Genomic DNA, 16,754 nt, shown 5'->3' with positions numbered 1-16,754 from the left:
AGATTCGGTCAATATATTTTAATTAAATAAAATCATATGAAGAAACGATTACATATTGTTAATCTGATCATGATGTTTTTCTTTGTCTCGGTTGGTTTAAGAGCACAAGGACAGACGATCACTGGTACTGTAACATCTATTGAAGATGGGTCCGCCCTGCCAGGAGTTAACGTGGTATTAAAAGGAACCACCAGAGGTACAGTAACTGATTTAAATGGAGATTACTCGCTTACACTTTCGGGTGAAGGAAGTGAAGTTTTAGTTTTTTCTTTTATAGGTCTGACATCAGAAGAAGTTACTGTTGGTGCTCAATCAGTAATTAATGTACAAATGAGTCAGGATATCACTCAGTTAGGTGAAGTGGTAATTCAGGCTTATGGTGAGAGCTCTGAAAAATTAAATATACAGCAAGTTGAGACTGTAGGTGCTCAAGCAATTGAAAATACGCCAATTTTAAGCCCACAAGAAGGTTTGCAGGGGCAAGCAGGTGGTGTTCAAGTTATGGGATCATCTGGTACTTTAGGTACTGCTCAAAATGTGAGGATTCGAGGTGTAACGTCTATTACTTCAGGAACGCAACCACTATATGTAATTGATGGAGTTCCTCTTAATGATAACTCGGCAGGAGGAGCAGGTTACTCAGGTACAGCAGGAGGTAGTTCTGCTCTTAACCCTATATTCGATCTTAACCCTAATGACATAGAGTCAATGACGGTTTTGAAAGATGCATCAGCTACTGCTCTTTATGGATCAAGAGGAGCTAATGGTGTAATCATGATTACAACTAAAAAAGGAGCCCAAGGAGAAAAAACTAAGTTCTCAGCTAATTATTTTACAGGATGGTCAGAGGCGACAGTCTTCAAAGATGTACTTAGTGCAGATCAATACAGACAGTTCAGAGCTGATTACATTACAGCAAATGGCACACCTAGAACTCCAGAAGATTTTAATCAGGGCGGGTATGACTGGTTAGATGGCGTAACTAAAACAGGTAGAACTAACTCTTATAGTTTATCTGCACGAGGAGGTACAGAAAAGACAGCTTTTTATGTAGGAGGTACATATATGAATGCTAACTCATACCAAATTGGTAATGAAGTTGAAAAATTGAATGGCCGTTTTAATTTATCACATCAGGCAAGTGATGCGGTAAGTTTAGGGTTTAATTTAGGGCTTTCAAGGTTAGATAATGATCGATTTTTTCAAGAAAACTCTACAGGGTCTCCTCTAACAGTTGCTTATTTACAATTACCATACGTTGAACCTGTAGATGAGGATGGAAATCCAACTAATGCCGGTTATGGAAACCCTATTTATGAGCAACAGATGAATAAGTTCCAGTTTGTATCTAGAAGAACTACTGGAAATGTGTATTTACAAGTGGAGCCAATTCAAAACTTGACGTTAAAGACTGACTGGGGTATTGATATGATACAGACTGAAACAACCTCACGAGATGTAGATTTTTTTAGTCCAGGAGGTTATGCCTATAAAGGAATTGTTCAAGATAACAAATGGTTAAATACCAATACAGCTAATTATAAGTTTGGTTTTGGTGAAAATAATTTCTCTGTATTAGCAGGTTTTAGTTTTGAAACATCTAAAAGGAGTGATATAGATGTAGAAGGAACCGGCTTCGTATCAGATGAGTTGCCAAACGTTGGTTCTGCAGGAACCCCAACTACAACTTCTGCTACAGGAGCTGAGTGGGCATTGTTTTCAACTTTTGGACGAGTTAATTATGATTTAAAGAATAAATACCTTTTTGAAGCAAGTATTAGAAGAGACGGTTCTTCAAGATTTGGAAGTGGAAATCGCTACGGAGTTTTCTGGGCAGTTTCTGGTGGATGGTTAATTAGTGATGAAGATTTCTTCCCTAAGTCTGGCCCTGTTAGTTTCTTGAAATTAACAAGTAGCTATGGTACAAGTGGTAATGATAGAATAGGAAATTATGCGTCTTTAGGCCTTTACACAGGTGGTAGTGATTATAATGGTAACCCTGGTATAGAGGCTTCACAAGCTGCAAACAATGATTTGACTTGGGAGCAGACAGCGCAATTAGATATAAGCTTAGATGCAAGATTTCTTAAAGATAGGTTGAGAGTTAATGCTAGTTGGTATCAAAAGAATACTACAGACTTATTGTTATCAGTGCCTGTGCCTAGAACTACTGGCTTTACATCAAGGATACAGAATATAGGAGAGGTTGTAAATAGAGGTATTGATCTTACTATTGCAGGAGACGTTATTGATAATAATGGATTAAAATGGACTGTTACAGGTAACTTAGGTTATTTGCATAATGAAGTATTATCTCTTCCTGAAGGAAGTAGTGTAGACCTTGATGATAATAAGTTTGTAACGCAATCATCATTTAGTTCACAAAGAGCGGTAGTAGGTAAATCCATTAATGAATGGTTTTTAGTTAGATATAAAGGTGTTAATCCTGAAACAGGGGACCCAGAATGGCTTGACCGAAATGGGGAGGTAACGAATTCGCCAAATAATCCGGATGATCGTGTATTTGCTGGCTCTGCTTTACCTAAACTTACTGGAGGATTAACTAATCAGCTTTATTATAAAGGCTTTGATCTGAGGATTTTCGTGAATTTCGTTTCTGGTGGTAAAACTTATTTGGCAGATAATGAATTTTCTAACAATATCGCCAGTGGAGGATTTAATCACACGAGAGATGTACTTAATTACTGGACTAAACCTGGAGACCAGACTTTCGCTCCGAATCTTGGTAGTCAATACATAGCTAACTTCGATAATGAATCAACATTACATTTATTTGATGCTAGTTATATAAGAGTGAAAAATATTACTTTGGGATATAAACTACCTCAAAATGTGCTTCAAAAAAGTGGATTCTTGTCTAGTGCTAGAGTATACGCAATGGTGCAGAATGCATTTACATTTGCAAGTGATTTAATGGATGAAGGGACTGATCCCGAAGTTAGTAATGGAGGAACTTCAAATAATTCGGCTCAAGCAGAATCTTTTTATACTTCTCCACAATCTAGGACCTTTACTGTAGGTGTTTCACTAGGATTTTAATTGATGAATATTATGAGATATAAATTTATATATATAATAATAGCACTATTGGCAATTCAGGCTTGTAGTGAAAAAGATTTAGAATTGTTTCCTGAACAATCTCTATCAGATCAATCTGCATTTTCGGATGCCAATGCAGCAGAAGGTGTTTTATTCGGAACTTATAATTTGTTACAAGATTTGCATGTCTTTGGTTCTCAGCCACAAATTGTATCTGATTATTGTACCGATAACGTAAACTTTGTTGGTTCCTTTCCTTCACTTCAAGAGTTTAATTTATATACTGTAGCGGCAAGTAATTCTACTGTAGCAGAAGTGTGGCAAGATACTTATGAGGCTATTTTGTCTGCAAATGCAATAATCGCTAATGTTCCTAATATTGAAGATCCTACTTTGACAGAAGAAAAGGCAAATTCTTTGATTGGAGAGGCACACTTTATTAGGGCTATTTGTTATTTCTTATTAGCAGATCTTTATGCTCAACCATATCAAGTTGAATCGGGAGCTAATAAGGCAGTTCCATTAGTGACAGAGCCATTCACAGGAGAAATTATTCTATATGAGAGAGCTACATTAAATCAAATTCACCAATTAATAGAAGATGATTTATTAGAGGCCCAGAATTTGCTACCGGAAGTGATAGAGCAAGGTCGAGCTTCAAGTGTTGCAGCAGTGGCTTTGTTGAGTCGGTTGAAGCTATATAGAAATGAGTATAGTAAAGCTATCGAATATGCTAATATTGTTATGGCATCTGGTAGCTATAGCATGGCTCCTGATTTTTCTTTCTATAATAGTTTGAGTCCTGAAATTATTTTCTCAATAGAAAATATAGCCATTGATTTTGAAAATCAAGGAGATGAAGAAGTAGGTTCCGGTGCATGGGATGAATACTATGTTGGAAGTACAGAAGGAGGGCGAGGAGATTGTCCATTTTCAGAAAACTTAATGGATGCTTTTGAAGCAGAGGCTGGAGATAAGAGATACGAATTAAAAGCGCCAGGTAAAACATTCAGTGGTGAAGATGCCATTTTCACTACCAAATATAATGATGGAAGTAATAACACTAGTGATCCAGCCTTGATCCGTTATACTGAAATTATTCTTAATAAAGCAGAAGCTTTGGCTGAGCTAAATGGTGTAGATGCTGAAGCAATTTCGTTACTCAATAGAGTTAGATCAAGGGCCGGACTTGTAGAGAGAACTGCTGCTGACTTTGCTAACGGACCTGCTCTAGTTAGTGCAATTCTACTAGAAAGACGTAAGGAGTTAGCTTTCGAAGGGCATAGAAGAATGGATTTGTTAAGAAAAGGATTGCCTTTAAGAACTGCTTCCGCAGTTCCTGCAAGTGTAGAGGGTACGCCAGGTGTGGATGTGGCAGCTGGAAATGAATTAGCCATATGGCCTGTGCCACAAGCTGAACGCGATGTTAATCCTAATTTATAATGAAGAATATAATTGATATGAATAAATATTTGAAATATTGTATATTATCTGCGGCAGCTCTTGGAGTGTTTAGTTGTAGTGATGACGATAATGATTATCCAGCATCACAATTGATTCCAGAATTAGGATTAGTATATGGTGAAGGCTCATTAGAAAATGGAGGTGATTTGATGTTTTCAGAAGGAGACACAGCTTCTATTATAGTGGGGTTGTTTAGTGGTAGATTAGCAACACAGGATATTGACGTTAATTGGAATGAGAATGGTGGTTTAGATAGAAGTGGTACTGTAACAATTAAAGAAGGTACTAATAGAGCAGAAATTCAATTAGTTTATGCAGAAAATCAGGTGATTAATCCTGATATGGAAATAGACCTTTCAATTTCTAGCAACGGTGATATACCCGTGAAAGCAGAAAGTGGAAGTTCTGTAAGTTTTGAGGTTAAAGATGATAAAAAATACTTTTCATTAGGCGCTACGAATAGTAGTTCTAAAGTAGATACTCTTACTATATTAGAATCAAACGGTATGGTAAAATTGCCTTTAAATTATTTAAGCACGGTGTCGGAGGGAGTAGATACGAACATCACATTCAATTTTGAAGTTGATGCAACAACTACAGCAGTAAATGGTTCAGATTATGACTTTTCCAATACTACTTATTCTTATGAGGTGAGTAGTGAAAATCCATCTGTAATGATTGATATTATAGATGACTTTGATGATGCTGCTACAGTTTATTTGAAGATCAATTTAAATAGTTTAACAACCGATAGTGAGGAAGTTATTTTTGTCGATTCGCTAGCCAATAGTGTTGTCTACAAAATTGAGAATGATTACAAGGATTTTTCTTTTCAATCAAGTGATACGCTAGTAGTTGAAAAAGCAGGTGCCTTCAATTTGCCAATGTCTTATACAGGAGACCTGAAAGAAAAGGTTGCCGTAGCAACTATAATTTTGGGAGGATCAGATTTAAGTAAAGTTAATGATTACGTTACTTTAGATAATTCAGTTGGATTTATTCAAGGAAATTCCGAAGGTGAGTTATCTTTTATGATTGATGAAGATCTGTTTAGTGAGTTAGCTAAGGAGGAAGAATCTACATATTTCGTGAGTCTATCTATTGATGAAGTTGAAAGTACTATTGATAGTGATGAAATTCGTATAGCATCAGAAAATAATGTTGTGCCAGTTAAGATAATTGTACCAGCTAAAAAATAACTTCTATTTACATAGCTAGTACTGAATAAGTATTACAGTTTATTCAGTGATAAATAATTAAATAGCACTGCTTAATTAAGCAGTGCTATTTCTTTTATTGCTTCATCAAATACTTCTGCACATATTCGGTGACTCCATCTTCTAATTCGTGAAACCTTCTGGTGTAGCCTATACTTCTTAATTTCTCCATGTTGGCTTCAGTAAAGTATTGATATTTATCCCTTATATCTTCAGGGGTATCAATAAAACTTATATTTTCTTCTTTGCCCATAGCCTTAAAAGTAGCTTTAGTAAGGTCTAAGAAAGTACGAGCTTTTCCTGTTCCTAAGTTATATATGCCAGAATCTCTTCTGTGTCTCATTAGCCAATAGCATACATCTACTACGTCTTTCACGTATATGAAATCTCTTATTTGCTCACCATCTTTGTATTCAGGGTTATGTGACCTGAACAGTTTCATCCCCCCTGTTGATTTAATTTGATTAAATGCATGCCATATCACTGATGCCATACGGCCTTTATGATTTTCATTCGGGCCATAAACATTAAAGAATTTTAAGCCTGCCCAGAAAAAAGGTTTTTTCTTTTGTTCTAAGGCCCAAACATCAAAATCTTGCTTGGATTGGCCATAAGGATTGAGCGGTAGTAAATTCGGTATCGCATCTTCGTCATCATCAAATCCATTTTCGCCTAATCCATATGTTGCTGCAGATGATGCATATACTAATGGTATTTGATATTCAATACATTTTGTCCAAAGGTCTTTGGTGTATTGAGTATTTAATTTATTTAGCAGCTCTTTGTCAAATAGAGTAGTATCTGTTTTTGCTCCGATATGAAAAATGAATTCTATTTCTCCATAGTTTTTATCTAGCCAGTTGATAAATTCTTCGCGGTCTACTTTCTCTTGTATGGTTAAGCCCTCCAAATTTTTATTTTTTGAGGGAGTGTTAAATTCATCAACTGCAATAATGAGTTTGAAATTTTCTGAATTTAATTTATCTATAAGCTGACTTCCTATAAAACCAGCCGCACCAGTTACTACTATCATGATCTCTTTTTTTGAGCAAAGTAACCTAATGATTCCTTTATATTAAAGCAGGTCGATTAAAATCTTGAGGGTTTTGTATATTTGCAATGTTAAAATATCTAAGGGGAAATGGTTTTTTTAAGTAGAGAAGAGCATTTTAATGCTGCACATAAGCTGTACAATCCTAATTGGTCAGAGGAGAAAAATATTGAGGTTTTTGGACCTTGCGCTAATGCCAATTGGCATGGTCACAATTTTAATTTAATTGTGACAGTTAAAGGTGATCCTGATCCTGAGACCGGATTTGTGGTAGATTTGAAGAAGCTTAGTCGTTTAATAAGAAATGAAGTGATAGAAAAGGTGGATCATAAGAACCTTAACCTAGATGTTGACTTTATGCAAGGAAAAATGGCCAGCACTGAGAATTTGGTAATAGAGTTTTGGAAGATTTTAGAGGAAAAACTACCTACTATTACAACACGTGGTAAGTTACATAAACTGAAATTATATGAAACTCCACGAAATTTTGTAGAATACTACGGCTAATGAAATATTATATAATAGCAGGAGAGAGGTCTGGAGACTTACATGCAAGTAATTTAATAAAATCTCTTGCAAAACTAGACTCTGACATGGAGGCTAAAGGTTTTGGAGGCGATTATATGTCTGAGGCTGGCGTTGATATTTCAGTGCACTATAAAAACCTTGCTTTTATGGGTTTTTTTGAAGTGGTAAAAAACCTAAACACAATTAAGAAATACCTCAATCGCTGTAAAAAGGAGATTGTGGAGTTTAGTCCTGATGCAGTTATATTAGTAGATTATGCCGGCTTCAATCTTAAAATTGCTAAATATGTTAAATCCTTAGGCATACCTGTTTATTACTATATCTCGCCTAAAGTTTGGGCTTGGAATCAGAAACGAGCCTATAAGATAAAGGATAGAGTAGATAAGTTAATGGCTATCATGCCATTTGAGCCTGTGTTTTATGAAAAGTATGATTGGGAGGTAGCTTATGTTGGTAATCCCGTATTAGACGCCATAAAGGATTATTCGCCTGATAGTTCCAAGCTTGCTAATTTAAATGAATATGTTGCAGTGCTTCCTGGTAGTAGGGCACAAGAGCTTACTACCGTAATGCCAGTAATTAAGCAGCTTGCTAAGCAAATGCCTCATCAAGCATTTGCCGTTGCCGCAGTGGATAACCTTCCTTCAGAGTTGTATTTGGGGGTAGATAAATTGCCTAATGTACAATTGTTTTACGGGTATACATATGATTTGCTTTCTGAGGCTAAAGCGGCTGTAGTTACTTCAGGTACCGCAACCTTAGAGACTGCCGTTTGGGGAGTGCCTCAGGTAGTTATATATAAAACCAGCTATGTGTCATATGAAATAGCAAAGAGGTTGATTAAAGTTCCTTTTATTTCTTTAGTTAACCTAATAGCGGAAAAAGAAGTGGTAAAAGAACTTATTCAAAAAGATATGAATTCAAATGAAGTAGAGGGGGAATTGAGTAAGCTATTATTTGATAAAGACTATATCAGTCAGATGAAACAAGAGTACGCTACATTAAGGAAGAAACTTGATGTTGGTAGGGCTTCTGACAATGCAGCGAATATTATTATAGAAGAATTGAAAACAAAAAAAGCAGGTTAAAACCTGCTTTTTTTGTTTTAAGCTACTTTAAGCTTACTGTATTTTGATTTATTAAATTGCTCTTCTGCATATGCTCTATCAATAATGAGTTTGGTTGCCTCTTCGTTAGAAGGCATTTCAAACATAGCATCGTTAATAATAGCCTCGCATATAGATCGTAAACCTCTGGCTCCTAATTTATATTCTACTGCTTTTTCTACAATAAAATCTAGAGCCCCATCTTTAAAGTCTACTTCGATATCTTCCATTTCAAATAGCTTCCTATATTGCTTAATCAAGGCATTCTTAGGTTCAGTAAGGATCTGTCTTAATGCATCTTTATCTAATGGATTTAAGAAGGTTAAGACAGGCATACGTCCAATTAGTTCAGGGATAAGCCCGAAGCTTTTTAAGTCCTGAGCAGTGATATATTGCAGAAGATTGTCATTCTCTACATCCAATGGTTTTATCGCATCTCCTGATGAAGCAAATCCCATCGGCCTAGTATTAATTCTCTTGGCAATGTTTCTTGATATACCATCAAATGCACCACCACAGATGAATAGGATATTTTCGGTGTTTACCGATATCATTTTTTGATCTGGGTGCTTACGGCCACCTTGAGGAGGAACGTTTACAGTAGTTCCTTCTAATAGCTTTAAAAGAGCTTGCTGTACACCTTCTCCACTAACATCCCTAGTTATAGAAGGATTGTCAGATTTACGAGCGATTTTATCAAGTTCATCAATATAAACAATGCCTCTCTCTGCGGCTTCCGTATCGTAGTCTGCAGCCTGTAAAAGGCGAGTTAAAATACTTTCTACATCCTCACCTACATACCCTGCCTCAGTAAGTACAGTGGCATCAGCAATACAAAAAGGTACTTGTAATATCTTTGCCAATGTTCTGGCAAGGTAGGTTTTTCCGGTACCGGTTTCACCTACCATTATAATATTTGATTTTTCTATAGTGACGTCATCATCCGATTTTTTCTGCATTAATCGCTTGTAGTGATTATATACAGCTACAGACATCACTTTTTTAGCCTCATTTTGTCCTATCACAAAATCATCTAAGAATACTTTCATATCCTTAGGTTTGATTAATTTGAAGCTAGGAGCATTATCGCTACTATTATTAGCTTTCTTTTCTTCAGATAAGATCTGATTGGCCTGAGTAATACATTTGTCACATATGTGCGCATGTATTCCTGAGATCATAAGATCTACATCTTTTTTATTCCTCCCACAAAATGAGCAAGTTACTTCTGCCATAATTTTATTTCTTTCTTTCTAATACTTCATCAATTAGCCCATATTCTAGAGCTTCTTGAGCACGCATCCAATAATCTCTGTCTGAATCTTGTTCTATTTTTTCGTAAGATTGACCTGTGTGTGTAGATAATATACCATAAAGATCCTTACGAAGTTCCTGCATTTGCTTTAAGGTGATTTCCATATCTCTAGATTGACCTTGCATACCTCCGCTAGGTTGGTGAATCATAATGCGAGAATGAGGAAGAGCCGCTCTTTTACCTTTGGCTCCGGCAGACATTAATACAGCTCCCATTGAAGCAGCCATACCTGTACAAATGGTAGCCACTTCAGGGTTTACATACTGCATGGTGTCATACATGCCCAATCCAGCATATACTGACCCACCTGGGCTGTTGATGTACATAATTATGTCTTTTTTAGGATCGCTAGATTCTAAAAATAAAAGCTGAGCAGTGATGATATTGGCAATCTGATCGTCAATTCCCATTCCTAAGAAAATGATTCTGTCAGAAATTAATCTTGTAAATACATCTATGGCTCTGAAATTACCAGGACGTTCTTCAATAACATATTGTGTCATATTTTGAACGGTATTGGCATAATCGTCAAAGGTCTGACCACTGATACCTTGTCCTTTTACGGCAAATTTTCTGAATTCTTCTTTGTTTATCATCATTTTATTAAGCCTTAGTTATTTCTTAATCTGTTATACATCAATTATAACAAGATTTTAGGAAACATGTCTATTAATAAGAAAAAAAGCCCGATGTCGGGCTTTTAATGTATTGTACGTAAGTATGTAAGATTGGTTAAGCTTCTACAGCTTTTCTAAATCCATCTACATCTACTTTCTTATCTTTAATAGTTACTTTTTCTTTGATCAATGAAAGAATTTTGTCATCTCTCACTTCTCCGTAAACTTTCATATAATTCTGACCATTTTCAGCTTTCAAATAGTTGTCAGCGAAGGCATCTAAGTGATCTTTAAGCTGCTCTGCTGCTCCTGGTCCTCCAAGTTGCTGAAGAATCATTGATTTTGCTTTGTCGATAACTTCTTCGTTTTCTACTTTGATTTCGTTATCATCAGCAATTTTATTTTTAATTAAATCCCATTTTAAAGATTTAACATATTCATCAAATTCTCTATCAATGTCTTCTTCAGTTACTTTTCCTTCATTGCTGATAAGTAACCAATTTTTTAAGAATGCTTCAGGAATTTCAATTTTTGTATTGTCTACAAAGTGATCCATAAGCGTTCTGTTTAAGAAAGACTGGGTTTCTCTTTTGTAGTTCTCTTCAATAGTTTCTTTTACCTTATTTGTAAAGTCTTCTTCTGTGGTTACAGTGTCTTTACCAAAAACTTTATCAAATAATTCTTGGTTAAGCTCAGCAGGCTCTGTACGGTTAATGTTTTTAACAGTAAGTTTGAATTTACCTTTGATTTCATGAGCCTCGTCATGTCCTATGTTTAATAAGTGCATGATGGCATGTGCATCTTCAACTACCTTATTAATGTCAAACTCAACGGTATCGTCTTTCTTTAGACCTTTGAATTTCTTTTGCTCTTTTTTAGCAATGTTTTCCCACTCTAAAAGACCTTCATTAGAAACTTCTCCGTCTACTTGCTCAAATAAGCCATAAATAGAATCGCCTTCTTCACTTACTTCAGGGTTAACGCTGTTGCCAAATTGCTTTTTAACGTTATCTAAAGTCTCGTCTAATCCTTTTTTATCTAACTCTATAGTGTAAGAAGTTACTTTTTGTTTGTCAGAAAGGTCATATTCGAAAGAATCAACTATTCCTATGTTATAATCAAACTCAAAGTCCTTCTGATTGTCCCAATCAATTTTCTCAGCTTGCTCTCTATCAGGAAGGGGTTCGCCTATTAGCTGTATGTTCTGCTCTTTGATATACTCAGAAAGTGATTTTGAAAGGATGTTGTTAATCTCTTCTACCACTATTGACTTGCCATACATCTTCTTGATCAGACTAGTAGGAACCTTTCCAGGTCTGAATCCTTTTATATTAGCTTTTTTGGCGTAATCCTTTACTTTTTCTTCTACATTAGGTTGATAATCATTCTCCTTTAATGTAACTTTAATAGAGGCTTCCGTTGAGCTTTTTTTGTCTAATGTGATATCCAAAGCAGTAACTTTTAACTGTTATAAAATAAGTAATAAATAAAAACCCTCAATCTTAATCTCCGTATTGTAGAGTTACTGACTGAGGGTATTTTTCATGGTGCGGATGGAGGGACTCGAACCCCCATGCCCGGAGGCGCTAGATCCTAAGTCTAGTGCGTCTACCAATTTCGCCACATCCGCTTCGTAAATTTGTGGTGCAAATGTAGAGAATATTTTTTATACTGCAACGTTTTTCAAAAAAAAATTACGGAAATTAAAAATTTTTATGATTGCGATAGATGTAGAGGAAGAAAATAAAGAGATTGTAAGAAGGTATAGGCAGCTTTTAAGGCGTGCAAAGCCCTTTTTGAAGGATGGTGATTCTAAATTAATAAGAAAGGCATTTAATACTTCGCTTTCTGCTCATCAGGGTATGAGAAGGAAATCGGGAGAGCCATATATATTTCATCCTATAGCTGTAGCACGAATTTGTGTGGATGAAATTGGGCTGGGCACCACTTCTATAGTTTCTGCATTGCTTCACGATGTAGTGGAAGATACCGAATGGACTATTCAGGATATAGAGAGGGATTTTGGTAAGAAAATAGCCAAGATTATTGATGGGCTAACTAAAATATCTGGCGTTTTTGAGCACGGAAGTTCTCAGCAGGCAGAGAATTTTAGAAAAATGTTGCTTACGCTTTCTGAAGATGTAAGGGTAATATTGGTGAAGCTGGCAGATAGGTTACATAATATGAGAACCTTGGACAGTATGCCTGTTCATAAACAATATAAAATTGCCTCAGAAACTATTTTTCTATACGCTCCATTGGCGCACCGCTTAGGGCTTTATGGAATTAAGTCTGAAATGGAAGACTTGTATTTGAGGTATACGGAAAATGAAACCTATACTGAAATTATAAGAAGTATTGCGGCAACTAAAGAGGTTAGAAATCGATTTATTAAAAGCTTTACTCGCCCCCTGCAGAAGGAATTGAATGAGCATAACCTAGAATATATCATAAAAGGAAGGCCTAAGTCAGTTTATTCTATCTGGAATAAAATGAAAAAGCAAAACATTCCTTTTGAGGAAGTTTATGATTTATTTGCCGTTAGAATTATTGTAGACACTGCGCCTGAAAATGAAAAAGCAATTTGTTGGCTGGTATACTCTATAGTTACGGATTACTACAAGCCTAATCCGGATAGATTGAGAGATTGGATAAGCACACCCAAAGCCAATGGGTATGAATCACTGCATACCACTGTTATGGCTAGGAATGGGCAGTGGGTTGAAGTTCAAATTCGTTCGCGTAGGATGGATGAGATTGCTGAAAAAGGTTATGCTGCTCATTGGAAGTATAAAGAAAGTTCGGCTGGGCAGGCATCAGGTTTAGATCAGTGGATAAGTAAAGTGCGTGATATGTTAGAACAAAATGATACTAACGCACTAGAATTTGTCGATAATTTCAGGGGTAATTTATTTCACGAAGAGGTTTTCGCATTTACTCCCAAAGGAGATCTCAAAACTTTACCGCATGGAGCTACGGCTTTAGATTTTGCTTTTGAAATACACACCGAAGTAGGGGCAAGATGTATTGGCGCTAAGGTTAATCAGAAATTAGTACCAATAAACTACGAATTAAAAAATGGTGACCAGGTAGAGATTTTAACTTCTAACAAACAAAAGCCCAATGAAGATTGGCTCAGGTTCGTAGTCTCATCCAAAGCTAAAGCAAAAATTAAAGATGAACTGAAAGAAGGGAAGAAGGCTATTGCTGAAGAGGGAAAAGAGATTACTTACAGAAAGCTAAAACAACTGAAATTAGATCCTTCTAACGAGCTTTTCGATAGGTTGAGAGCATTTTTTAATGCCAATACTCAATTTGACTTGTACCTCAAGGTAGGAACTGGGACTATTGACTCTAAAGACTTTAAACGATTTAAAGAGTTTAAGCCCGCTACTCATATAAAAGGACAAAATGCTACTAAGGTTTCTGATGCCAAAGCATTTGAAAAAGAAATAGTTAAAGTAAAACAAGATGATGCCTTACTAATAGGAGAGGATATGGACGTTGTTGACTATAAGTTAGCCAAATGTTGTAATCCTATTCCAGGTGATAATGTATTTGGTTTTGTAACGGTCAATGAAGGAATTAAAATTCACCGTACAACCTGTCCTAATGCCCCAGAGTTGCTCGCTAATCATGGGCATAGAGTAGTAAAGGCCAAGTGGGCCTCACTTCATGCAGCATCTTTCCTTTCTGGGTTAAAGATTATAGGTACTGATAGAGTGGGGCTTATCAATGATGTTACTTCTATTATTTCTGATGAGTTAAAGGTTAATATGCGCTCAATGTCTATTGATACTGATTCAGGTATTTTTGAAGGTGAAATTATGCTTTATGTAAATGATACTAGTCATTTAGATTTACTTATTACAAAACTTGAAAAAGTAGAAGGAGTAGTTAAGGTTTCTCGTTTTGATTATAATGAATAACTTAGAGGCATGCGCATTCATTAAAGATATTATATATTTGCAGCTTCAAAGAGAAGGGATTAATTAAATGGCACTCAACGAGAAAGTTTACGAAGAGGTAAAGAAAATCTTTACAGCTTACTTAGAAAATAAAGGGTTAAGGAAAACCCCTGAGCGTTACGCCATACTGGAGGAGATTTATACTCGAGATGGACATTTTGATGTAGAGTCTCTTTATATCAGTATGAAAAACAAAAACTATAGGGTAAGCCGAGCTACCGTATACAATACCTTAGATTTATTAGTAGAGTGCGATTTAGTGAGTAAGCATCAATTTGGTCGTAACCTAGCTCAGTATGAGAAGTCATATGGTTACAAACAGCACGACCATTTAATTTGCACCGAATGTCATAAGGTAGTAGAATTTTGTGATCCAAGAATCCACAACATTCAAACCATGGTAGGAGAGCTTTTGAATTTTGACATCTTGCACCACTCGTTGAATTTATATGGTATTTGTGGTGATTGTAGAGCCAAATTGAATACTGATAAAACAGATAAAAAGTAAACTATGAAAGTTGAACATCACGTAAAGGATGAAATATTGACCTTAAAGTTAGAAGGGGATTTGATAGGTGAAGATAGTGGGTTTGATATAATAGAAATTGTAACAGAGAAAATCCAAAAAGGGATAAAACTTTGTATTATAGATATATCTGAATTAAGGTACATCAACAGCTCTGGTATCGGAGTGTTAATTACTGTATTAACTAAGTTCAGAAATAAAGGTGGTGAAGTAGTTGTCCTAAGGCCATCTGAAAGTGTTAAAAAACTTTTAATAATAACTAAGCTTAATGCCATCTTTAAAACAGTAGAGAGTGAGCAGGAAGCTATCGCAAACTTAAAAAGCTTATAACTTACACCAATGAAAATGGATGTATTACTAGGACTCCAGTGGGGAGACGAAGGTAAAGGCAAAATTGTCGATTTTTTAGCGCCTCAATATAACGTTGTGGCAAGATTTCAAGGAGGCCCTAATGCAGGGCATACGTTGGAGTTTGATGGAATTAAACATGTATTGCATCAAATACCTTCAGGAATTTTTAGAAAGGATATTGCCAATATTATTGGTAATGGAGTGGTTTTAGATCCCCTAATCTTTAGAAAGGAAGTTGAAGCTCTTGATAAGTTTGACTTACAAGTAAAAGAAAACCTTTTCATATCTAAGAAAACTCAACTCATTTTGCCTACTCATAGGTTGTTAGATGCAGCCTATGAAAAAGCAAAAGGAGTTCAGAAAATAGGTTCTACATTAAAAGGAATTGGCCCTACTTATCAAGATAAAATAGCTCGCTCCGGCCTTAGAGTTGGAGATATTTTATCTGCAAGTTTTAACGATAAGTATGAAAAGCTTGTCAAGCAACATTTAAATATTCTATCGCATTACGATGAAAGTCCGGATTTAACAGAGTCTAACAAGGAATTTTTCGAGGCAATAGAGTATCTTAAGCAATTTCAAATTGTAGAAAGTGAATACAAAATTAACAAAGAGTTAAAGTCAAATTCCAAAGTTCTTGCCGAAGGGGCTCAAGGCTCTTTGCTAGACGTTGATTTTGGTAGTTATCCCTTTGTAACGAGTTCTAATACTACCACCTCTGGCGCATGTAGCGGGTTGGGCGTGGCTCCTAATCAAATAGGAGATGTATTTGGTATATTTAAGGCATACTGTACTAGAGTAGGAGGAGGCCCTTTCCCTACCGAACTTTTTGATGAAACTGGAGAGCAAATGCAGAAAGAGGGCAATGAATTTGGAGCAACCACCGGTAGACCTCGAAGATGTGGGTGGTTAGACTTGCCTGCGTTAAAGTATGCTATTATGATAAATGGAGTTACTCAGCTATTTATGATGAAAGCAGATGTCCTAAGTATATTCAAAACCATTAAAGTCTGTACTCATTATAAATTATCAAATGGAGAGACAGTGGATGTTTTCCCTTTCGAAATAGTTGATGAAAAAATAGAACCTATCTATAAAGAGCTAGCAGGGTGGGATACCGATTTAACTGATATTAATGATTTTGAAAGTCTGCCGAATGAACTTAAGGAATACGTTAATTATCTAGAAGGAGAATTAGAGGTTCCTATTAATATAATTTCTGTAGGCCCTGATAGAACCGAGACTATTATTCGAAATACAGTCGTAGCCTAATTGTCATTACTAAAATATGCAATAGAGAACCTAGAACAAGGTTCTCTATTTTTTTGTAATATTTTTCCTCTAAACAGTTGCTTCTACAATAAAAAGCATTACCTTCGCACTCCCATTCAGCAAAAGGCTAATGAGAATAACAAGTGAGAAGTTGAAATGTTGAAAAAGGTAAAGAAAATCTTATAGAAATTTTCGGTTATAAACTGTAAAACTTTTTACTTTTGCAGACCGATCATTTGTTAGGAAAGGAGTTGGGTAGAGGGGTTTAAGAAAATAAAA

General features: G+C 35.8%; 13 protein-coding genes and 1 tRNA gene. 9 read left to right on the top strand and 5 right to left on the bottom strand.

Features of this window, described 5'->3' with window-relative positions:
• Nucleotides 1–36 precede the first annotated feature (36 nt).
• From ACXACQ_RS00115 to ACXACQ_RS00105, 3 genes are read left to right on the top strand one after another with little or no spacing between them, the layout of a single operon-like run.
• Nucleotides 37–3,060 carry a SusC/RagA family TonB-linked outer membrane protein gene (locus ACXACQ_RS00115; protein WP_474973879.1) on the top strand — a complete coding sequence of 1,008 codons (3,024 nt, stop codon included), beginning with the start codon at nt 37–39 and terminating at the stop codon, nt 3,058–3,060.
• 12 nt (nt 3,061–3,072) lie between these two features.
• Entirely contained in the window at nt 3,073–4,503 is a 1,431-nt protein-coding gene (locus ACXACQ_RS00110; protein ID WP_474973878.1) for a RagB/SusD family nutrient uptake outer membrane protein, read from the top strand.
• Nucleotides 4,503–5,723: a hypothetical protein gene (locus ACXACQ_RS00105; protein WP_474973877.1), complete on the top strand. Its 1,221-nt coding sequence runs from the start codon at nt 4,503–4,505 to the stop codon at nt 5,721–5,723. Before ACXACQ_RS00110 ends, ACXACQ_RS00105 begins: the two co-directional genes overlap by 1 nt.
• Nucleotides 5,724–5,817: 94 nt before the next feature.
• Here ACXACQ_RS00105 and rfaD read toward each other — a convergent pair whose 3' ends face one another.
• The gene (rfaD, locus tag ACXACQ_RS00100) at nt 5,818–6,774 is read right to left on the bottom strand and encodes an ADP-glyceromanno-heptose 6-epimerase (RefSeq protein WP_474973876.1); all 957 of its coding nucleotides are present in this window, start codon (nt 6,772–6,774) and stop codon (nt 5,818–5,820) included.
• Between the two features lie 108 nt (nt 6,775–6,882).
• Between rfaD and ACXACQ_RS00095 the strand changes: the two genes are divergently transcribed.
• Together ACXACQ_RS00095 and lpxB are read left to right on the top strand one after the other, a co-directional pair.
• The gene (locus tag ACXACQ_RS00095) at nt 6,883–7,299 is read left to right on the top strand and encodes a 6-pyruvoyl trahydropterin synthase family protein (RefSeq protein WP_474973875.1); all 417 of its coding nucleotides are present in this window, start codon (nt 6,883–6,885) and stop codon (nt 7,297–7,299) included.
• Nucleotides 7,299–8,408 carry a lipid-A-disaccharide synthase gene (gene lpxB / locus ACXACQ_RS00090; RefSeq protein ID WP_474973874.1) on the top strand — a complete coding sequence of 370 codons (1,110 nt, stop codon included), beginning with the start codon at nt 7,299–7,301 and terminating at the stop codon, nt 8,406–8,408. Before ACXACQ_RS00095 ends, lpxB begins: the two co-directional genes overlap by 1 nt.
• 17 nt (nt 8,409–8,425) lie before the next feature.
• Here lpxB and clpX read toward each other — a convergent pair whose 3' ends face one another.
• From clpX to ACXACQ_RS00070, 4 genes are all read right to left on the bottom strand, one after another.
• On the bottom strand, nt 8,426–9,661 hold the full coding sequence (gene clpX / locus ACXACQ_RS00085) for an ATP-dependent Clp protease ATP-binding subunit ClpX (RefSeq protein WP_474973873.1): 1,236 nt from the start codon (nt 9,659–9,661) through the stop codon (nt 8,426–8,428).
• A gap of 4 nt (nt 9,662–9,665) precedes the next feature.
• A complete protein-coding gene (locus ACXACQ_RS00080) occupies nt 9,666–10,337 on the bottom strand; it encodes a ClpP family protease (RefSeq protein WP_474975025.1) in 672 nt (223 codons plus the stop codon).
• Nucleotides 10,338–10,473: 136 nt separating this feature from the next.
• Nucleotides 10,474–11,808 carry a trigger factor gene (gene tig / locus ACXACQ_RS00075; protein WP_474973872.1) on the bottom strand — a complete coding sequence of 445 codons (1,335 nt, stop codon included), beginning with the start codon at nt 11,806–11,808 and terminating at the stop codon, nt 10,474–10,476.
• 95 nt (nt 11,809–11,903) lie between these two features.
• Nucleotides 11,904–11,988 (bottom strand) — tRNA-Leu (locus tag ACXACQ_RS00070).
• Nucleotides 11,989–12,073: 85 nt separating this feature from the next.
• Here ACXACQ_RS00070 and ACXACQ_RS00065 point away from each other — a divergent pair.
• From ACXACQ_RS00065 to ACXACQ_RS00050, 4 genes are all read left to right on the top strand, one after another.
• A complete protein-coding gene (locus ACXACQ_RS00065) occupies nt 12,074–14,287 on the top strand; it encodes a RelA/SpoT family protein (RefSeq protein WP_474973871.1) in 2,214 nt (737 codons plus the stop codon).
• A 67-nt stretch (nt 14,288–14,354) separates the two neighbouring features.
• Nucleotides 14,355–14,834: a Fur family transcriptional regulator gene (locus ACXACQ_RS00060; protein ID WP_474973870.1), complete on the top strand. Its 480-nt coding sequence runs from the start codon at nt 14,355–14,357 to the stop codon at nt 14,832–14,834.
• A 3-nt stretch (nt 14,835–14,837) separates the two neighbouring features.
• The gene (locus ACXACQ_RS00055; protein ID WP_474973869.1) at nt 14,838–15,182 is read left to right on the top strand and encodes an STAS domain-containing protein; all 345 of its coding nucleotides are present in this window, start codon (nt 14,838–14,840) and stop codon (nt 15,180–15,182) included.
• Nucleotides 15,183–15,191: 9 nt separating this feature from the next.
• Nucleotides 15,192–16,475 carry an adenylosuccinate synthase gene (locus ACXACQ_RS00050; protein WP_474973868.1) on the top strand — a complete coding sequence of 428 codons (1,284 nt, stop codon included), beginning with the start codon at nt 15,192–15,194 and terminating at the stop codon, nt 16,473–16,475.
• Nucleotides 16,476–16,754 lie beyond the last annotated feature (279 nt).

It is taken from the genome of Fulvivirga sp. AWR4_260, from assembly GCF_056158185.1.
This window is presented reverse-complemented; position numbering and strand designations above follow the sequence as displayed.

Coding starts and splice junctions, on each gene's coding strand:
- ACXACQ_RS00060 (WP_474973870.1), top strand. CDS start 14,355: ATGGCACTCAACGAGAAAGTTTACGAAGAGGTAAAGAAAATCTTTACA.
- ACXACQ_RS00105 (WP_474973877.1), top strand. CDS start 4,503: ATGAAGAATATAATTGATATGAATAAATATTTGAAATATTGTATATTA.
- ACXACQ_RS00050 (WP_474973868.1), top strand. CDS start 15,192: ATGAAAATGGATGTATTACTAGGACTCCAGTGGGGAGACGAAGGTAAA.
- ACXACQ_RS00095 (WP_474973875.1), top strand. CDS start 6,883: ATGGTTTTTTTAAGTAGAGAAGAGCATTTTAATGCTGCACATAAGCTG.
- ACXACQ_RS00080 (WP_474975025.1), bottom strand. CDS start 10,337: ATGATAAACAAAGAAGAATTCAGAAAATTTGCCGTAAAAGGACAAGGT.
- ACXACQ_RS00110 (WP_474973878.1), top strand. CDS start 3,073: ATGAGATATAAATTTATATATATAATAATAGCACTATTGGCAATTCAG.
- rfaD (WP_474973876.1), bottom strand. CDS start 6,774: ATGATAGTAGTAACTGGTGCGGCTGGTTTTATAGGAAGTCAGCTTATA.
- ACXACQ_RS00065 (WP_474973871.1), top strand. CDS start 12,074: ATGATTGCGATAGATGTAGAGGAAGAAAATAAAGAGATTGTAAGAAGG.
- clpX (WP_474973873.1), bottom strand. CDS start 9,661: ATGGCAGAAGTAACTTGCTCATTTTGTGGGAGGAATAAAAAAGATGTA.
- ACXACQ_RS00115 (WP_474973879.1), top strand. CDS start 37: ATGAAGAAACGATTACATATTGTTAATCTGATCATGATGTTTTTCTTT.
- lpxB (WP_474973874.1), top strand. CDS start 7,299: ATGAAATATTATATAATAGCAGGAGAGAGGTCTGGAGACTTACATGCA.
- ACXACQ_RS00055 (WP_474973869.1), top strand. CDS start 14,838: ATGAAAGTTGAACATCACGTAAAGGATGAAATATTGACCTTAAAGTTA.